Here is a 15,895-nt window from a genome sequence, read left to right on the forward strand (position 1 = left end):
CGGAGGAGCTTAACGTCAACAGGCCGACCCTCGGCATAGGCGAATCCACCGGTATCCGTACCCGGAGACCTTCACCGCGCCGAGCTTGCCCAGCTCGCCGTAACCCCGGTCGGTGAGCACGTCGACCGGGAGGTCGGCCTCCGGCTCCAGACTGCTCAGGTCCACCTCGACGTCGTCGGTGCCGAGGTTGTGCACGAAGACCATGGTCCCGGTCGGCCCGTCCGCCCGGTGCGCGAGCACTCCGGCGGGCATCGCCACGTCGATGTGGGTGGTCGAGCCGGAGCCGATCTCCGGGGCCTCCCGCAGCGTACGGATCATGCGCTCGAACCAGGCGAGCAGCGACTTGGCGTCGCTCCGCTGGGCGGTGACGTTGATGTTCTGGTAGCCGAACTCACCCTTGTCGATCACCGGGCGGACCAGCTTCTCCGGGTCCGCCGTGGAGAAGCCGGCGTTCGGCTGGAACGACCACTGCATCGGGGTACGGATCGCCTCCCGGCCGGGCAGCGACAGGTCCTCGCCCATCCCGATCTCCTCGCCGTAGCGCAGCACCGGCGTGCCGCGCATGGAGAACTGGAGGGCGTACGCCAGTTCGAGGCGACGACGGTCGTTGCCGAGCATCGGGGCGAGCCGGCGACGGATGCCCCGGTCGTAGATGCGCATGTTCTCGTCCGGGCCGAACTGCTCGTACACCTGGTTGCGTTGTTCGGTGGTCAGCCGGGACAGGTCGATCTCGTCGTGGTTGCGCAGGAAGGTGGCCCACTGCCCGCCGACCGGCAGCTTCGGGGTGTCGTGCAACGCGTCGATCAGCGGCTCCGGGTCCTGCCGGGCCAGGGCGAGCATGAGCCGACCGTTGAGCATGAAGTCGAAGAGCATGTGGATCCGGTTGCCGGAGCCGCTGCCGTCGCCGAAGAACGTCGGCAGCTCGTCGGGCTCGACGTTCGCCTCGGCCAGCAGGACGGCGTCGCCGCGGCGCCACTGCACGTGCTGGCGCATCTCGGTGAGGAACTCGAAGTCCTTCGGCGAGTTCGGGTTGCCCGGCTCGGTCAGCTCGATGATGAACGGCACCGCGTCCATCCGGAAGCCGGAGACGCCGAGCTGGAGCCAGAACGACATGATCTTCTTGACCTCGGCCCGGACCTCCGGGTTGGCGAAGTTGAGGTCCGGCTGGAACTTGTAGAACCGGTGGTAGAACCAGGCCTTGGCGGTGCGGTCGTAGCTCCAGGTCTCCTTCTGCTCGCCGGGGAAGACCATGCCCTGGTGCCGGTCGTCCGGCTCGGTGTCGGACCAGACGAACCAGTCCCGGTACGGCGAGTCCGGCGAGGAGCGGGCGGACTGGAACCACGGGTGCTCGTCGGAGGTGTGGTTGACCACCAGGTCGATGATCACGCGGATGCCGCGGTTCTGTGCCTGGTGCAGCAGCTCGGCGAAGTCGCCCAGCGTGCCGAAGCGCGGGTCGACGTTGTAGAAGTCGGTGACGTCGTAACCGTCGTCACGGTTGGGCGACGGGTGGATCGGGTGCAGCCACAGGCAGGTCACCCCGAGACGGGCCAGGTAGTCCAGCCTCCCGATCAGCCCACGAATGTCACCGACGCCGTCGCCGTCGGAGTCGGCGTACGTGTCGATGTCGAGGCAGTAGACGACGGCTTCGGAATACCAACGGTCACCCATGCCGGAGGAACATCTCCGTTCGATCACCGCGGCAAACCAGCCCGGCGGACCGCACCGCGTGGTGGGCTACCGTGCCGGTCATGGAGATCGACCTCGTACCGCCGAGCGAACCGATGGACTGGTCCCGGGGCAGCTGGCTGCACCCGCCGGTACGCGTCGAGGAGGGCCCGGCCGGTGAGCTGGTCGTCGAACCGGCTGCGGAGAGCGACTTCTGGCGGCGGACCAGCTACGGCTTCGTCCACGACGACGGCCCGGCCCTGCTGGCACCGCTGCCCGTCGGCGCGGCCATGGAGGTGAGCTTCCGGCTCGACTTCTCGGCGCAGTTCGACCAGGCCGGTGTGCTCGTCCGCGTCGACGAACGGACGTGGACCAAGGCCGGTGTCGAGATGAGCGACGGCGAGTCGCAGCTCGGCGCGGTGGTGACCCGGGAGTTCTCCGACTGGTCGGTGGCGCCGGTGCCGCAGTGGGCGGGCCGGGAGGTGACAGTGCGGGCCAGCCGGGCCGGCGACGCGCTGACCGTCCGCGCCCGGGTCGACGAGGAGCCGTGGCGACTGGTCCGGCTCACCCCGCTGGACCCGGCGGCCGAGACGCTGGCCGGGCCGTTCTGCTGCGCGCCGTCCCGCGCCGGCCTGACCGTGGTGTTCACCGGGTGGCGGCAGGGGCCGGCGGACACCGCGCTGCACCCGGAGCACTGAGCGCAGGTGTAGCGAGGGCCCTGCTGGGTATGACCCTCCGATCCCCCGAAGCCGACCGGAAGGACGACCATGGCGTACGCCCAGAGTGGCGACCCGTCCGAGTTCACCGGGCTGACCGGTTGGGTGGCCTCGGTGATCGAGGCGATGGGCCCGGTGGGCGTGGCGCTGCTGGTGGCGTTGGAGAGCATCGTCCCGCCGATTCCCAGCGAGATCGTGTTGGCGCTCGCCGGCTTCCTGGCCCACGAGGGCCAGTTCAACGTCTTCCTCGTGGTGCTGGCCGCGACGGTCGGCTCCCTGGTCGGCGCGTTGGTGCTCTACTGGCTCGGCGCGGCTCTCGGCGAGGAACGGCTGAAGCGTTGGCTGGACCGCATCCCGTTGGTGGACCGCGACGACCTGGAGAAGGCCGACCGCTGGTTCGAGCGGCACGGCCGGTGGGCGGTGCTGATCGGCCGGGTGGTGCCGGTGGTCCGCAGCCTGGTCTCCGTGCCGGCCGGGGCCAACCGGATGCCGCTGGGCGAGTTCATCCTGCTCACCACCATCGGCAGCGGGGTGTGGAACGGTCTCATCGTCGGGGCCGGCTACGCGCTGGGGAGCCGTTGGCAGAACGTCGAGCGCTACAGCGACTGGTTCAACTACGCGATCGTCGCGGTCTTCGTCGTCATGGTGGTGATGTGGGTGATCCGTAAGGTCCGCCGCCGCCGGGAGCGCGACGACCGGCGGTCGGTGACCGCCGGTCGTTGATCCGCGTTATCGCTTACCGCCGGCGTCCTGGCCGGACGCCGGCGAGCATGGTCAGGGCAGAGTGTCCAGGTGCGGCCCCACCGCGTTGGCGAAGCCGTTGCCGTTGCTGACGTCCCAGTTCACCGACCAGGTCATCGCGCCCCGGATGCCGGGGTAGGTGCGCGGCGGCCGGAAGCTGCCGCAGTTGGTGCCCCGGGCCAGGCAGTCCAGGGCGGCGTTGACCACGCTGGGCGCGACGATGCCGCCGCCGGCCGCCCCCGGCCCCGCCGGCAGGCCGAGACCGACCTGGTCGGGGCGCAGCCCGGCTTCCAACTGGATGCAGGCCAGCGCGACGATGAAGTTCACTGTGCCCTGCCCGTAGGCGGCGTTCTGGTCGCAGCCGAGCATCGCCCCCGAGTTGTAGAACTGGGTGTTGACGACGGTGAGGATGTCCTTGATGTCGAGCGCCAGCTTGAAGTAGCCGCCGGCCGGGTTCTGCATGTCGATGGTCTGCGGTGCCATCGCAATGATCAGGCTCGACCCGACCTTGGCCCGCAGCGCGCGCAGCGCCTGCGCCATGTACGTCGGGTTGAGCCCGTTCTCCAGGTCGATGTCGATCCCGTCGAAGCCGTAGCGGGCGATCAGCGCGGCGGCGGTGTCGGCGAACGCGGTGGCCGAGGCCGCGTTGTTGACGGTGACCCGGCCGGTCTCGCCGCCGACCGAGAGGATCACCCGCTTGCCCCGGCTGTGCAGGGTGCGCACGTCGGCGGTGAAGTCCGCTTCGGTGTAGCCGCCGAGCGCGGTGGCCAGGCCGGGGTCAATGCCGAAGGTGAGCGCGCCGGGCGTCGCGGTTGCCTCGGCGAAGGCGACCGCGACCAGGTCGTACTCGTTGGGGACGTCGCGCAGCCGCAGCTCGACGGCGGGGTTGTCGAAGTTGTGCCAGTAACCGGTGAGCAGGTGCTTCGGCAGGTCACCGGTGGGCGGGTCGGTCGGCGGCGGGGTCGTCGGGGGCGGCGTGGTGGGCGGTGGGGTGGTGGGCGGCGGCGTGGTGGGCGGCGGGGTGCCGCCACCGCAGGCCACGCCGTTGAGCTGGCATCCGCTCGGCGAGCCGGAGCCGCTGGCCAGGAAGCCGAAGGAGACCGAGGCGCCCGGGGCGATGGTGCCGTTCCAGGACCGGTTGGTGAAGGTGTGCCGCTGGCCGGCGGAGGTGAGCAACGCGTCCCAGTAGCTGCCGAGGGTGGTGCCGGACGGCAGGTCGAAGGCGAGGCTCCAGCCGTTGATGGTCGAGCTGCCGCCGTTGGTGATGGTGTACTTCCCCTCCCACCCGGAGCCCCAGTCGGCGGTCTTGACGAAGCTGGCGGTCGGTCCGGCGGCGAACGCCGGGAGGGCCACCCCGGCCGCGCCGAGCGTCGCGGCGAGCGCGGTGACCAGGGACAGGACTAGGGATCTGGCAGGCTTCATGCGACCCTCCGCGCCCGGAAAAGGGCATCCATGGACGTCAACGTCACCGCTAATTATTAAGACAGTTAACTGTTTCTGTCCAGGGGTGGCCCGGATGAGCGGCCTCCCGTCGCGCGGGGCGGCGCGACGGGAGGCCGCAGAACGTCCGCGTCAGCGGCGGAAGGTGAACCAGTTGACGTTGACGAAGTCGTTCGGCTGGCCGCTGGTGAAGGTGAGATAGACGGTGTGCCGGCCCGTCACCCCGCCGCCGACGTTGCCGGGCACCGAGCGCCAGCTCTGCCAGCCGCCGGTGTTGCCGACCGCGAAGCTGCCGATGGGAGTCGCGGTTGGACTGCCCAGCCGCACCTCCACCAGACCGCTCACCCCGCCCGCCGCGCCGGACGCGACCCGGGCCACGAAGTCGCGCGGCGCGCTGGAGCCGAACTCGACGCCGTCGTAGCGCGCCCAGTCCCCGTTACGCAGCGCCGCGATGTTCTGTCCGCCCTCGGCGCACGCCTCGACGGCCACCCCGTTTTGGGCGTTGAACGACTCGGCCTGGAGCTGCCCGTACGCGTCCCTCGTCCCGCTCGGCGGCGGGGTGGTCGGCGGCGGGGTGGTCCCGCCACCCCGGCGGTACACGGCCACGTAGTCGACCAGCATCGGACGACCCGGGACGGTTGCCGCGGTCGGCGTGCCGCTGCCGGCCACCCCGTTCGGGAAGGCGCCACCCATCGCCACGTTGAGCAGCAGGAAGTAGCCGGCGTGCGAGGTCATCTGCGACCAGGCGGACGCACCGACCTGACTCTCCGTGACAGTGTGGTAGAGCTGCCCGTCGACATACCAGCGCAGTTGTTGGGGGCTGCTCGAGGCGTCCCACTCGAACCGGTACGTGTGGAACGCCGACTGGCAGCTGGCGCCCGGGCAGGCCCGGGACGCGCCGAGGCCGTTCGACTCGTTGCACGGCCCGCCCGGTGCGACGCCGCAGTGCAGCACGCCCCAGACGGAGTTGATGCCGTTGACGTTCTCCATCACGTCGAACTCGCCGATGCCCGGCCAGTTTTGGTAGTTGCCCCGGTAGGGCGCGCCCAGTGCCCAGAACGCCGGCCAGTAGCCGGCCGCCGCCGCACCGGTGACGTTCGGCATCTGGATCCGACCCTCGATCGCCAGCACGCCGCCGGCCGGGGCCTTGAAGTCGCTGCGCACGGTCTCGATCCGGGCGGAGGTCCAGCCTCCCCCACCGTCGCGCAGCGGTGTGATCCGCAGGTTACCGCCGCCGTCGTGGCTGACGTTGGCGGTGCTGGCGGTGTAGTTCTGGATCTCGCCGGTGCCCCAGTTGGCCGGGCCGCCCGGATAGTTGTGCCCCGTGTCGATGATCCAGTTGGCGGCCGACGGCAGGGTGCCGGCCGCGCCGGTGAAGTCGTCGCTCCAGACCGTGCTCCAACCGGCAGGTGGCGGTGGCACGGCGGCCTGCGCGGTCATGGTGACACCGGCCAGTGCGGTGGTGGTTGCGACGAGCAGGACGGACGCCAGCAGGCGGCGTCGGACGGGTGGGGCGGCGGTGGCCGCCAGGGGAGGTGGCATGGACATGCCTCTCTGCGGGGACGGATCGAGAGAGCGCTCTCTCAGAGTTGTACGTCCCGTCCACACAGTTGTCAACGTCGATCTGTCTCGGCGGACGCCGGAGGTGCCTGTGGTCGGCGCAGCACCGCCTGCTCGGCCGCCGACCACACACTCGTGGTGACCAGGTAGATCACCGCGGCGAGCGGCAGCACCAGCGCCACCAGCACCGTCGTGAACGGCAGCAGGGGCAGCAGCCGCCCGAGCACGGCCGCCCCCGGCCCCTCGGTGGGCGTACCGGCCACCGTCCCGACCGCCGCCGACGCCCGACGGGCCCGCCGCGACGACCACCACGCGACCGCCAGCAGCACCGCCAGCAGGGCGGCGAAGAGCGGGCCGGCCGCCCCGCCCAACCCGTCGCTGAGATGGTGACCCAGCGGCACCCCGGCGAGCCGCTCGTCGAGCAGCCCGGTGCCACCCTCGCTCGTGGTGAACAGCCGGTACAGGACCAGCAGGAAGGGAGCCTGGAGCAGCAACGGCAGGCAGCCGGCGATCGGGTTCGCCCCGGCCTTGGAGTACAACGCGAACACCTCGCGCTGAAGCGCCGCCGGGTCGTCCGCGTACCGCTGCTGCAGATCACGCACCTGTGGGGCGAGCGCCGCGCGGCGCCGCTCGCCGCGGACCTGCGCGACGGTGAGCGGCGAGATCAGCAGTCGGACGGCGACGGTGAAGAGCACGATGGCGGCGGCGGTCGCCATCCCGCCGGCCAGTGGTTCGAGCAGGTCGGTGAGCCAGGACAGTGCCGTGCCGGCAGCGCCGACGACGTCGTGCAGTGGTGCGAAGGCAAGCATGGAAAACCCCTCGGTCCGATTCCGGTGGGGCCCTCCCCCGGGCGGTGTCCGCTCGACAGGGGGGACCGGTGACGGCGGGATCGGCCGCGCGGCGGCGTGGCGCTACGCGGCCGAGGGGTGTCCGGGAGCGCGGGGACGAGGTCGGCCGGCGGCGTCCGGGTCGATCTGCCGGGGCACCCGTCGACCACGGGAACGGGCGCGCAACCCGGCCCACCGGGGGCCGGCGCCAGGCGTACCCGCGCGGTCGTGCACCCGAGCCGCCAGCACCACGGCGAGCAGCACCAGGGCGGTCAGCGCGGCGCCCGCGAGCAGGTCGGCCGGCCGGCCCGCGAGCAGGGTGAGCTGGGCGAACGCGTACAGCCACGCGAACCCGACGAATCCCAGCGGCACCGGCACGGGCTCAGCATAGGACCCGGTGTCACGCCGTCCGGGCGAATCGCGACCTCCGGGTGCCGGCACACCGAGGACGACGCGCCACCGCCACGTTTCCCGGCATCACCACGTTGGGTAACCAGACGACGGACCGACGCGGATGGGCCGCGATTCGGCAGAAACGGGCGGTGGTGTCGATGACCGGTCAGGTGGCGGAGGCGCTCAGCGAAGAGGCTGCGGCGACCGGATTGCTCACCGTGGGTGTCGAGGAGGAGTTCCTGCTCGTCGACCCGCACACCGGAGCCGCGGTCCCGGCCGTCGATCTGGTCATGGAGCAGGTGCCGGCTGAGCTGCGCGGGCAGGTGGAACGGGAGTTCCAGACCAGTCAGATCGAGATCGGCAGCCCGCCCGGCCTTGAGCTCTCGTCGATCCGGCACTCCCTCGGCGTACTGCGTCGGGCGCTCGCCGAAGCCGCCGAGCGGGCCGGCGTGACCCTGCTCGCCATCGGCACCGGCCCGGTGGACGGCCCGGTGCCGCCGGTGGTGGACAAGCCCCGCTTCGACCGGATGATCGAGCGGTTCCGACTGCTCGTCCCCGGCCCCGGCAACAACGGCATGCACGTGCACGTGGGCGTGCCCGACCCGGACACCGGCGTGCAGGTGCTCAACCACGTACGACCGTGGCTGCCGATGCTGCACGCGATCACCACCAACTCCCCGTTCTCCCGCGGCGAGGACACCGGCTACGCCAGTTGGCGATCCGTGGAGTGGGAGCGCTGGCCGTCGGTCGCGCCGACGCCGTTTCTGGAGTCGCACGAGCACTACCAGCGGCTGATCCGCCAGTTGATCTCCAGTGGGGTGATGCTCGACGAGGGGATGCTCTACTGGTACGCCCGGCTGTCGGCGAAGTACCCGACGGTGGAGCTGCGGATCGGCGACGTCTGCCCGTCGGTGGACGACGCGGTTCTGGTCGCCGCGCTGGTCCGGGCCCTGGTGGCCACCGCCATGGCGGATGTCGAGGCCGGCCGGCCGGCGTTGCAGACCGACCACCACCTGCTGGTCGGCGCGCACTGGCGGGCCGCCCACGACGGCCTGGAAGGCGAGGCCGTCGACGTCACCAACGGCGAGCTGCGCCCGGCCTGGGAGCTGTTGGACCGGTTCGTCGAGCGGATGCGACCTGCGCTGGAGCAGCATGGCGACTGGGCCGAGGTGACCGATCTGCTGGGTGGGCTGCGCCGGCACGGCACCGGGGCCGCACGGCAACGCGCGGTGTACGAGCGCACCGGACGACTCATCGACGTGGTGCAGGACGTCGCACGGCAGACCCGTGGCTGAACACCGTCGTGACAGGATGAGCCTGTGGCGCAACGCCTGATTGTCATCGGCGGAGACGCCGCCGGAATGTCGGCGGCGTCCCAGGCCCGACGCCGCCGCGACCGCGACGACCTGGAGATCGTGGTCTTCGAGCGGGGCCATTTCACCTCCTACTCGGCGTGCGGCATCCCGTACTGGATCAGTGGCCTGGTGCCGGGCCCGGACGCGTTGATCGCCAGGGATCCGCAGACGTTCCGCACCGAGTACGCGATGGACGTCCGGATGCGCCACGAGGTCACGGCCATCGACCTGGAACGCCGCGAGGTGGTGGCCCGGGATCTGGAGGGCGACGGAGAGGTCCGCGAGCGCTTCGACGACCTGATGTACGCCACCGGTGCGGTGCCGGTCAAACCGCCGTGGGCGGCCACCGACGCGGGTGGCGTGTTCGGCATGCAGACCCTCGACGACGGGGCGGCGCTGCGCGAGTGGTTGGACGCCGAGCCGAAGCCGCGCCGGGCCGTGGTGGTCGGCGGCGGCTACATCGGCGTCGAGATCGCCGAGGCGCTGATCCAGCGCGGCCTCTCGGTGACCCTTGTCGAGGCGGGCGACCAGCCGATGGCGACGGTGGACGCCGACATGGGCGAGCTGGTGGCCGAGGCCATGCGCGGCCTCGGCATCACAATCCGGACCGGCCTGCCGGTGACCGGCCTGGAGCAGCGGGACGGCCGGGTGTCCGCGGTGGTCACGGCCGAGGGGCCGATGCCGACCGACGTCGTGGTCCTGGGCCTCGGCGTACGCCCCAACGCCGCGCTCGCCGAGGCTGCCGGGCTGCCGATCGGGCCGACCGGTGGGGTCCGGGTGGACCGCCGGATGCGCGTGCCGGGGCTGCCCGGGATCTGGGCTGCCGGTGACTGCGTGGAGACCCTGCACCGGGTCAGCGGAATGCCGGTGCACGTGCCGCTGGGCACGCACGCCAACAAGCAGGGCAGGGTTGCGGGGATCAACATCGGTGGCGGGTACGCCACGTTCGCCGGCGTGATCGGCACGGCGGTGACCAAGGTCTGTGACCTGGAGGTGGGTCGGACGGGCCTGCGCGAGGGCGAGGCCAGGACGGCCGGCTTCGACTTCGTCTCGGTGATCGCCGAGTCGACCAACCGGGCCGGCTACTACCCCGGTTCCCGGCCGATGACGGTGAAGCTGCTCGCCGAGCGTCCCAGCGGCCGGTTGCTCGGCGCGCAGATCGTCGGCTGGTCCGAGGCGGCCAAACGGATCGACACGCTTGCCGTGGCACTCTGGAACGGCATGACGGTGGACGATATGACGTCACTGGACCTGGGCTACGCTCCGCCGTACGCGCCGGTGTGGGACCCGGTGCTCATCGCCGCCCGAAAAGCGGTCGATGCGCTCGCCGCGCTCGCCCGCTGACCCGCGTCCGCCGTGGAGGACCACCCCGTGACCCAGACCCCGACCCGGCCGACAGCGCGTCGACGCCCGACGATGGTCGACGTGGCCCGGCGCGCCGACGTCAGCCTGAAGACGGTCTCCCGGGTGGTCAACGACGAGCCGGTGGGGCAGGAACTGGTCAACCGGGTGCTGGCCGCCATCGCCGAGCTGGGCTTCCGGCGCAACGACATCGCCCGCAACCTGCGCTCCCGGCAGCTCAACGCCACCGTCGGGTTGCTCATCGAGGAGATCGCCAACCCGTTCTACGCGACCATCGCCAGCGTCGCCGCCGAGATCGCCGCCGCCCACGGCACCATGTTGATCACCGCCTCGTCAGAGGAGGACCCGGAGCGGGAACGCGCCCTGCTCCAGGACTTCACGCAGCGCCGGGTCGACGGGCTGCTGGTGGTGCCGGCGGGCCTCGACCACTCGTTCCTGCGTCGTGAGGTCGAGCTTGGGATGCCGGTGGTGTTCCTGGACCGGCCGCCGCAGGGGCTGCACGCCGACGCTGTGCTGTTGGACAACCGGGGCGGCAGCCATGCCGGGGTGGGCGCGCTGCTCGACGCGGGGCATCGCCGGGTGGGCCTCCTGCTGGGCGCGCCGAGCGTGCCCACGATGCGCGAGCGGCTGGTCGGGGCACGCGCGGCGCTGGAGGCGGCCGGGGTCGAGCCGGACGAGTCGCTGGTTCGCGAGAGGCTCATCGCTCCCGAGGAGGCCGGTCGGGCGGTCGCCGCGCTGCTCGACCTGGCGGACCCGCCCACCGCGTTCTTCTGCGCCAACAACCGGCTCACCGTCGGCGCGCTCCAGGAGCTGCACCGGCGGGGCAGTGACGCCGCGCTGGTCGGTTTCGACGACTTCGAACTGGCGCACCTGATGCCCCGGCCGCTGACCGTCGTCGGGTACGACACCCGGGAGCTGGCGAGGGTAGCCACCGAGCGACTGTTCCAACGCATAGCCGGCGACGACTCCGCACCGACGACCACAGTGCTCCCCACGAGGCTCCTACCCCGCGGCCTGACCCGCCCCTGACCCCTCCCCTGCTCCCTCCTCGGGCGTCGATCATGGAGTTGTGGTGCCGGGTATATGCCGCGAAGTGCGATCAAACGCCCACCACAAGTCCATGATCGACCGGGCGAGGGGTTCTAGCTCGCGGCGGTTAGCAGGGTTTCGACCTCGGCGCGGCTGGGCGGGTCTGCGCCTCGGCGCCCGCAGGTCAGCGCGGCGACCGTGGCGGCCTGCCGGAGCACCACAGCCCACTGCGGCGCGGTCACCGCGGTGAGCCGGTCGGCCGGCCGGTCGCCGAGTGCGTCGAGGTCGGCCAGCGCGGCGAGCAGACCGCCGGTGAACGAGTCGCCGGCGCCTACCGTGTCGACCACCGTGGTGCGTACCGCCGGTTGTTCGTGCAGCGTGCCGTCCGGGGCGAGCAGCCAGGCGCCCTCACCGCCCCGGGTCACAACCGCACAGCACACCCCGGCCGCATGCCACTCCGCCATCACGTCGGCCACCGACCGGTCCGGGTAGAGCCAGGCCAGGTCCTCGTCGCTGGCCTTGACCAGGTGCGCGAGGGGCACCTGCCGGCGTACCCGCTCCTGCTCGGCGGCCCGGTCCGTGACGATGCTCGGACGCAGGTTGAGGTCGATCGAGAGGGTGAGCGCGTCCCGGTGACGTTCGGAGGCGAGCAGGTCCTCCAGCACCTGCGCCCCGGGGGCCAGCGCGAGCGCGAGCGACCCGGTGTGCAGGGCTGTCGCCGTGGAGCCGGCCAGCTCGGGCAGCTCCTGCGGCGTCCACTGCCAGTCCGCCGCGCCGGCCAGCCGGAACTCGTAACTGGCCTGCCCGCTGGCGTCCAACGTGGCCACCGCCACCGACGTGGGCTCCTCGGCGCGGACCGCCCACCCCAGGTCCACCCGGTTGGCCCGCAGGTGCTCGGCGACCTGCCGGCCGTACTCGTCGGTGCCGAGCCGGGCCAGCAGTCGTACCGGCTGGTCGAGGCGAGCCAGGGTGACCGCCACGTTTGCCGGGGAGCCCCCTGGCACGGCCCGCTGGCCGTCGGCGGTGATCACCAGGTCGATCAGTGCCTCACCCGCGACCACGATCACGCGCCCACCTCGCCCGGTGCGAGCGGGCCGGCGCCGCCGAGCCCGTCGGCCGCGCGGGACAGCAGCACCGCCTGGTAGGCGTGGTAGACGTCCGGCCGGCCGTGCCAGACCGTGTCGGAGGGCAGGTTCTGTGCATCCAGCTCGTGCCGCCACCCGGTGCCGTCGATCAGGGTGCGCTGGGCGTACGCCCAGAAGACCCGGTACCAGTCGGCGTAGACCGCGTCCCCGGTGCGCCGGTGCAGGGTGATGGCCGCGCCGACCGCCTCGGCGAGGACCCAGTGCATCCGGGAGCGGACCACCGGTTGGTCATCCCAGTCGATCGTGTAGACGAAGCCGTCGGCGCCGTCGACCGCCCAGCCTCGTCGAACGGAGGCGGCGAACAGGGCACGGGCGTCGGCGAGCAGCCACCGAGGAGGCTGCGGAAGGACAGCCTCCAGTTCGAGCAGCAGCCGGGCCCATTCCAGCCAGTGGCCGATGGTGGAGCCGTACGGGCGGAACGGGTCCGCGGGCTGGTCCCGGTTGTAGTCGGGCAGCGGCGTCCAGTCGGCGGTGAAGTGCTCGGGCAGCCGCCAGTCGTGCCGGGCGGCCTCGCCGTGCACCAGGTGGGAGGCGATCCGCAGGGCCCGGTCGGCCCAGCTCGCGTCGCCGGTGGCGGCGGTGGCGGCGAGGAACGCCTCGACCATGTGCATGCTGCTGTTGGCGCCGCGGTAGTCCTCGGTGACCGTCCAGTCCCGGTTCCACGATTCGCGGACCGCGCCGGCGTCGTCGTCCCAGAACCGGTCCCGCACCACGCTCAGCACGTCGGCGAGCAACCGCTCCGCGCCCGGCCGGCCGGCCCGCGCGGCGCTGGACGCGGCGAGCAGCACGAACGCGTGGTCGTAGCCGGCCTTCCGATCGTCGACGGGTGCCCCCTGCTTGTCCACCGCGCTGAACCAACCGCCGTACCGATCGTCGCGCAGCAGGGTGCTGAGCGCGGCGATCCCGTGGTCGACGAGAGCGGCGGCGTCCGGGTCGCCGTGGCGGTGGGCGAGGGCGGCCACGTGGGTCATCCGGCAGGTGATCCAGGTGAACACCGGCTCACCGCGGTCCGGGGTGCGGTCGTCGGTGAGCCACCAGAAGCCGCCCTCGGGCCGAACCGACCGGCCGGCCGTGTCGAGCAGTGTGCGGGCCTGATCGGCGAGGAACTCCTCCAGATCGGGCAGGTCGGGTGACCCGGCGGGAGCGGGGGTCTTTGCGGCGTCGGATCGGGGCACGTCGGTCATCTCAGCTGGTCACCGTCGGGTAGGAAAGGGACATACGGCCAGGATCGGCGGGCGGACCGGGTCCGCGCCGGAAAACCGCCAACGGGACGCCCCGAGCTGCGGGTGCGATCGGGAGTGATCATGCGTACGATTCCCCCCTTTTGCCCGTTGACATCGTTGTCACTTGCCAACCCTGCTCCGGTGATCGGTCGACTGTCAATTCCGGTTGCGTCACACCGCTCCGGGCCGGATCTGGTCAGTAATAGTCGTCGATCGGCTGGCGCGCCTCGTCGAAGAGCGCCGGCCCCTCGTAACGAACCAAAGGCAGCGGCGGCGTGGCGGGCTTGACCTCCTCGAACTGCTCGCTGGACAGCGCGTACACCACGCGTCCGAGGCCGGAGCGGTCGATGGCGGTCGCGCACATCGGGCAGGGCTGGCAACTGGTGAACATGGTGGTGCCGGCAGCCTTCTCGGCGGGAAGCTCCCGAGCCGCCCAGCGGGCCAGCTTCAACTCCGGATGAGCGGTGATGTCCGCCTCGGAGACCACTGTGTTGTGGTCCTCGATCAGGACGACGCCCTCGGCATCGACCAGCAACGAGCCGAACGGCCGTTCGCCGGAAGCCCCCGCCTGACTGCGAGTTCCACGGCGCGGCGGAGAAACCTTTCGTCGTCGGGTGTCATCGGCCCTCCTGGGATCTGTGATGTGCGGCCACGGCCGCCAGTGTCCGCCAGGCACGCTCGGGCTGGCGGATCTCGGTCAGGTCGCCGTTGAACGGGTCGAGCACCACCGCCTCGGCGCCGAGCAGTCGGATCTGGTCGATGTCGGCGGTGATCTGGTCGATGGTGCCGACACCGGCGAGCCGGTCCGGGGCGGTGACCGGCTCCCGGGTCTCCTGGAGTGCGATGCGCGGCACCAACGCGGGCACCGGGCGGCCCAGGTCAGCGGCGATGGTCTTCAGTCGTGCGGCGGCCTCGGCCAGCCGTCCGGGTGCCACCCGCAGCGGGTGCCAGGCATCACCGAGCAGGACCGCGCGGCGCATGCCGGCTTCGCTGTTGCCACCGACCCAGATCGGGATCGCACCCGAGTCGTAGTCGTCGGTGTTCTGCCAGGCGTCGCGCATGGCCCGCAGGTGGTCGTCGGTCAGCGCGCCGCGCCGCTGGAACGGCACGCCCAGCGCCTCGAACTCCTGCCGGGCCCAGCCGACGCCGACCCCGAGGACGAGCCGGCCGCCACTGAGCCGGTTGAGGTTCGCCGCCATCCGGGCCATGAGCAGCGGGTGCCGGTACGGGACGATGAGCACAGTGGTGCCCAACCGGACCCGGGAGGTCACCCCGGCCAGCCAGGACAGCGTGGTGAACGGCTCGTAGAACGGCGCGGGGTACTGCTCGGCCACGTCCGGGGTCACCACGATGTGATCGGAGACCATCAGCAGATCGAAGCCGAGACCCTCGACCGTCTGCGCCCACCGACGCAGCACGTCGGGGTCGGTGCCCGGGGCGAAGTTCGGTACGTTCACGCCGATCTGCACGGCCCTACGCTAGCCACTGTGGACCCGGCATGGGAACAGGCCACCAACGCAGCGGTGGACGGCCCAGGATGGTCGGATGGATCTCCCCGAGGGCCTCGACTGGGTCCGTACGACACCGGCGGGCCGGACCTGGCTCGGCACCCTCCCGACGTGGCTGGCGGAGTGCACCGAGCGGTGGTCGCTGCGACTCGGCCCGCCCTTCCGCTACGCCTATGCATCCCTGGCACTGCCCGCGGACCTGCCCGACGGCACGGCGGCGGTGCTCAAGCTCCAGTACCCGGACGAGGACAGCCGGCACGAGGCCGACGCCCTGGCCCAGTGGAACGGCGACGGGGCGATCCGGCTGCTCGCCCACGATCCGGAACGACGCGCCCTGCTGGTGGAACGCTGCCAGCCCGGCACTCCGCTGCACGAGCTTCCGATGGACCGCGCGCTGGACGCGATGACCGCCCTGCTGCCCCGGCTGTGGCGACCGGCCGGCGCGCCGTTTACCCCGTTGACCGAGGAGGCCGCCGGCTGGATCGACCGGATGCCTGACAACTGGGAACGGGCCGGCCGGCCGTACGAGCGACGGCTGCTCGACGCGGCACTCGACCTGCTCACCGGGCTGGCGTCGAGTCAGGGCGAGCAGGTGCTGGTCAACCAGGACCTGCACGCCGGCAACGTGCTCGCCGCCGACCGGGAACCATGGCTGGCGATCGACCCGAAGCCGCTGACCGGCGAGCGGGAGTTCTCGGTCGTGCCGATGGTGCGCGGTCGGGAGTTGGGTCACTCGCCAACGGCCGTCCGGCACCGGCTGGACCGGCTCACCGCCGAGCTGGGGCTGGACCGCGAGCGGGCCCGGGGTTGGACGATCGGGCACACGTTGGCCTGGAGCATCGACGGTGCGGTCGTCTTTCCGCACCAGGTCGAGGTGGTCCGCTGGCTGCTCGACGCCGACTGAGGTCCGGCAGCGCCGCGAGTCGCCCGA

The 15,895-nt window shown here is 71.8% G+C and carries 15 protein-coding genes; 6 read left to right on the plus strand and 9 right to left on the minus strand.

The window, feature by feature from the left end:
• Positions 1–15: 15 nt before the first annotated feature.
• Positions 16–1,668, minus strand: a complete 1,653-nt coding sequence (locus FBZ33_RS25665) for an alpha-amylase family protein (RefSeq protein ID WP_141910968.1) — start codon at positions 1,666–1,668, stop codon at positions 16–18.
• 80 nt (positions 1,669–1,748) lie between these two features.
• On the opposite strand from FBZ33_RS25665, the gene FBZ33_RS25670 reads away from it, so the two are divergent.
• Complete coding sequence (locus FBZ33_RS25670; RefSeq protein WP_141910969.1) at positions 1,749–2,363, plus strand: DUF1349 domain-containing protein; 615 nt, start codon at positions 1,749–1,751, stop codon at positions 2,361–2,363.
• Between the two features lie 69 nt (positions 2,364–2,432).
• Positions 2,433–3,104 (plus strand): DedA family protein, encoded by a 672-nt coding sequence (locus tag FBZ33_RS25675; RefSeq protein ID WP_088949957.1) that lies wholly within the window; start codon positions 2,433–2,435, stop codon positions 3,102–3,104.
• Between the two features lie 51 nt (positions 3,105–3,155).
• On the opposite strand, the gene FBZ33_RS25680 is transcribed toward FBZ33_RS25675, so the two are convergent.
• From FBZ33_RS25680 to FBZ33_RS25695, 4 genes are all read right to left on the minus strand, one after another.
• Positions 3,156–4,544: a chitinase gene (locus FBZ33_RS25680; protein ID WP_141910970.1), complete on the minus strand. Its 1,389-nt coding sequence runs from the start codon at positions 4,542–4,544 to the stop codon at positions 3,156–3,158.
• A gap of 150 nt (positions 4,545–4,694) precedes the next feature.
• The gene (locus FBZ33_RS25685) at positions 4,695–6,104 is read right to left on the minus strand and encodes a carbohydrate-binding protein (protein ID WP_141910971.1); all 1,410 of its coding nucleotides are present in this window, start codon (positions 6,102–6,104) and stop codon (positions 4,695–4,697) included.
• Between the two features lie 71 nt (positions 6,105–6,175).
• Entirely contained in the window at positions 6,176–6,931 is a 756-nt protein-coding gene (locus FBZ33_RS25690; RefSeq protein ID WP_141910972.1) for a membrane protein insertase YidC, read from the minus strand.
• Positions 6,932–7,033: 102 nt separating this feature from the next.
• Entirely contained in the window at positions 7,034–7,327 is a 294-nt protein-coding gene (locus tag FBZ33_RS25695) for a DUF6412 domain-containing protein (protein ID WP_231927131.1), read from the minus strand.
• Positions 7,328–7,500: 173 nt separating this feature from the next.
• Between FBZ33_RS25695 and FBZ33_RS25700 the strand changes: the two genes are divergently transcribed.
• The 3 genes from FBZ33_RS25700 to FBZ33_RS25710 are packed head-to-tail and all read left to right on the plus strand — an operon-like array spanning position 7,501 to position 11,088.
• Positions 7,501–8,637, plus strand: a complete 1,137-nt coding sequence (locus tag FBZ33_RS25700; protein ID WP_185755411.1) for a glutamate--cysteine ligase — start codon at positions 7,501–7,503, stop codon at positions 8,635–8,637.
• Between the two features lie 24 nt (positions 8,638–8,661).
• The gene (locus FBZ33_RS25705) at positions 8,662–10,041 is read left to right on the plus strand and encodes an FAD-dependent oxidoreductase (protein WP_141910974.1); all 1,380 of its coding nucleotides are present in this window, start codon (positions 8,662–8,664) and stop codon (positions 10,039–10,041) included.
• Positions 10,042–10,068: 27 nt separating this feature from the next.
• Positions 10,069–11,088: a LacI family DNA-binding transcriptional regulator gene (locus tag FBZ33_RS25710; RefSeq protein WP_370453044.1), complete on the plus strand. Its 1,020-nt coding sequence runs from the start codon at positions 10,069–10,071 to the stop codon at positions 11,086–11,088.
• A gap of 113 nt (positions 11,089–11,201) precedes the next feature.
• Here FBZ33_RS25710 and FBZ33_RS25715 read toward each other — a convergent pair whose 3' ends face one another.
• The 4 genes from FBZ33_RS25715 to FBZ33_RS25730 all read right to left on the minus strand — a co-directional run bounded on the left by FBZ33_RS25715 (position 11,202) and on the right by FBZ33_RS25730 (position 14,925).
• The gene (locus FBZ33_RS25715) at positions 11,202–12,155 is read right to left on the minus strand and encodes a carbohydrate kinase (RefSeq protein WP_141910975.1); all 954 of its coding nucleotides are present in this window, start codon (positions 12,153–12,155) and stop codon (positions 11,202–11,204) included.
• Positions 12,152–13,417 carry an AGE family epimerase/isomerase gene (locus FBZ33_RS25720; RefSeq protein WP_141910976.1) on the minus strand — a complete coding sequence of 422 codons (1,266 nt, stop codon included), beginning with the start codon at positions 13,415–13,417 and terminating at the stop codon, positions 12,152–12,154. Before FBZ33_RS25720 ends, FBZ33_RS25715 begins: the two co-directional genes overlap by 4 nt.
• A gap of 235 nt (positions 13,418–13,652) precedes the next feature.
• Positions 13,653–13,991, minus strand: coding sequence for a nucleoside deaminase (locus tag FBZ33_RS25725; RefSeq protein WP_255509041.1), 339 nt, complete (start codon positions 13,989–13,991; stop codon positions 13,653–13,655).
• Between the two features lie 82 nt (positions 13,992–14,073).
• On the minus strand, positions 14,074–14,925 hold the full coding sequence (locus FBZ33_RS25730; protein ID WP_099848282.1) for a TIGR03619 family F420-dependent LLM class oxidoreductase: 852 nt from the start codon (positions 14,923–14,925) through the stop codon (positions 14,074–14,076).
• Between the two features lie 76 nt (positions 14,926–15,001).
• On the opposite strand from FBZ33_RS25730, the gene FBZ33_RS25735 reads away from it, so the two are divergent.
• Positions 15,002–15,868 carry an aminoglycoside phosphotransferase family protein gene (locus FBZ33_RS25735; RefSeq protein ID WP_141910977.1) on the plus strand — a complete coding sequence of 289 codons (867 nt, stop codon included), beginning with the start codon at positions 15,002–15,004 and terminating at the stop codon, positions 15,866–15,868.
• The last annotated feature ends 27 nt before the right edge of the window (positions 15,869–15,895 follow it).

The sequence above is a fragment of the Micromonospora sp. A202 genome (genome assembly GCF_006715105.1).
Lineage (GTDB): Bacteria > Actinomycetota > Actinomycetes > Mycobacteriales > Micromonosporaceae > Micromonospora > Micromonospora zamorensis.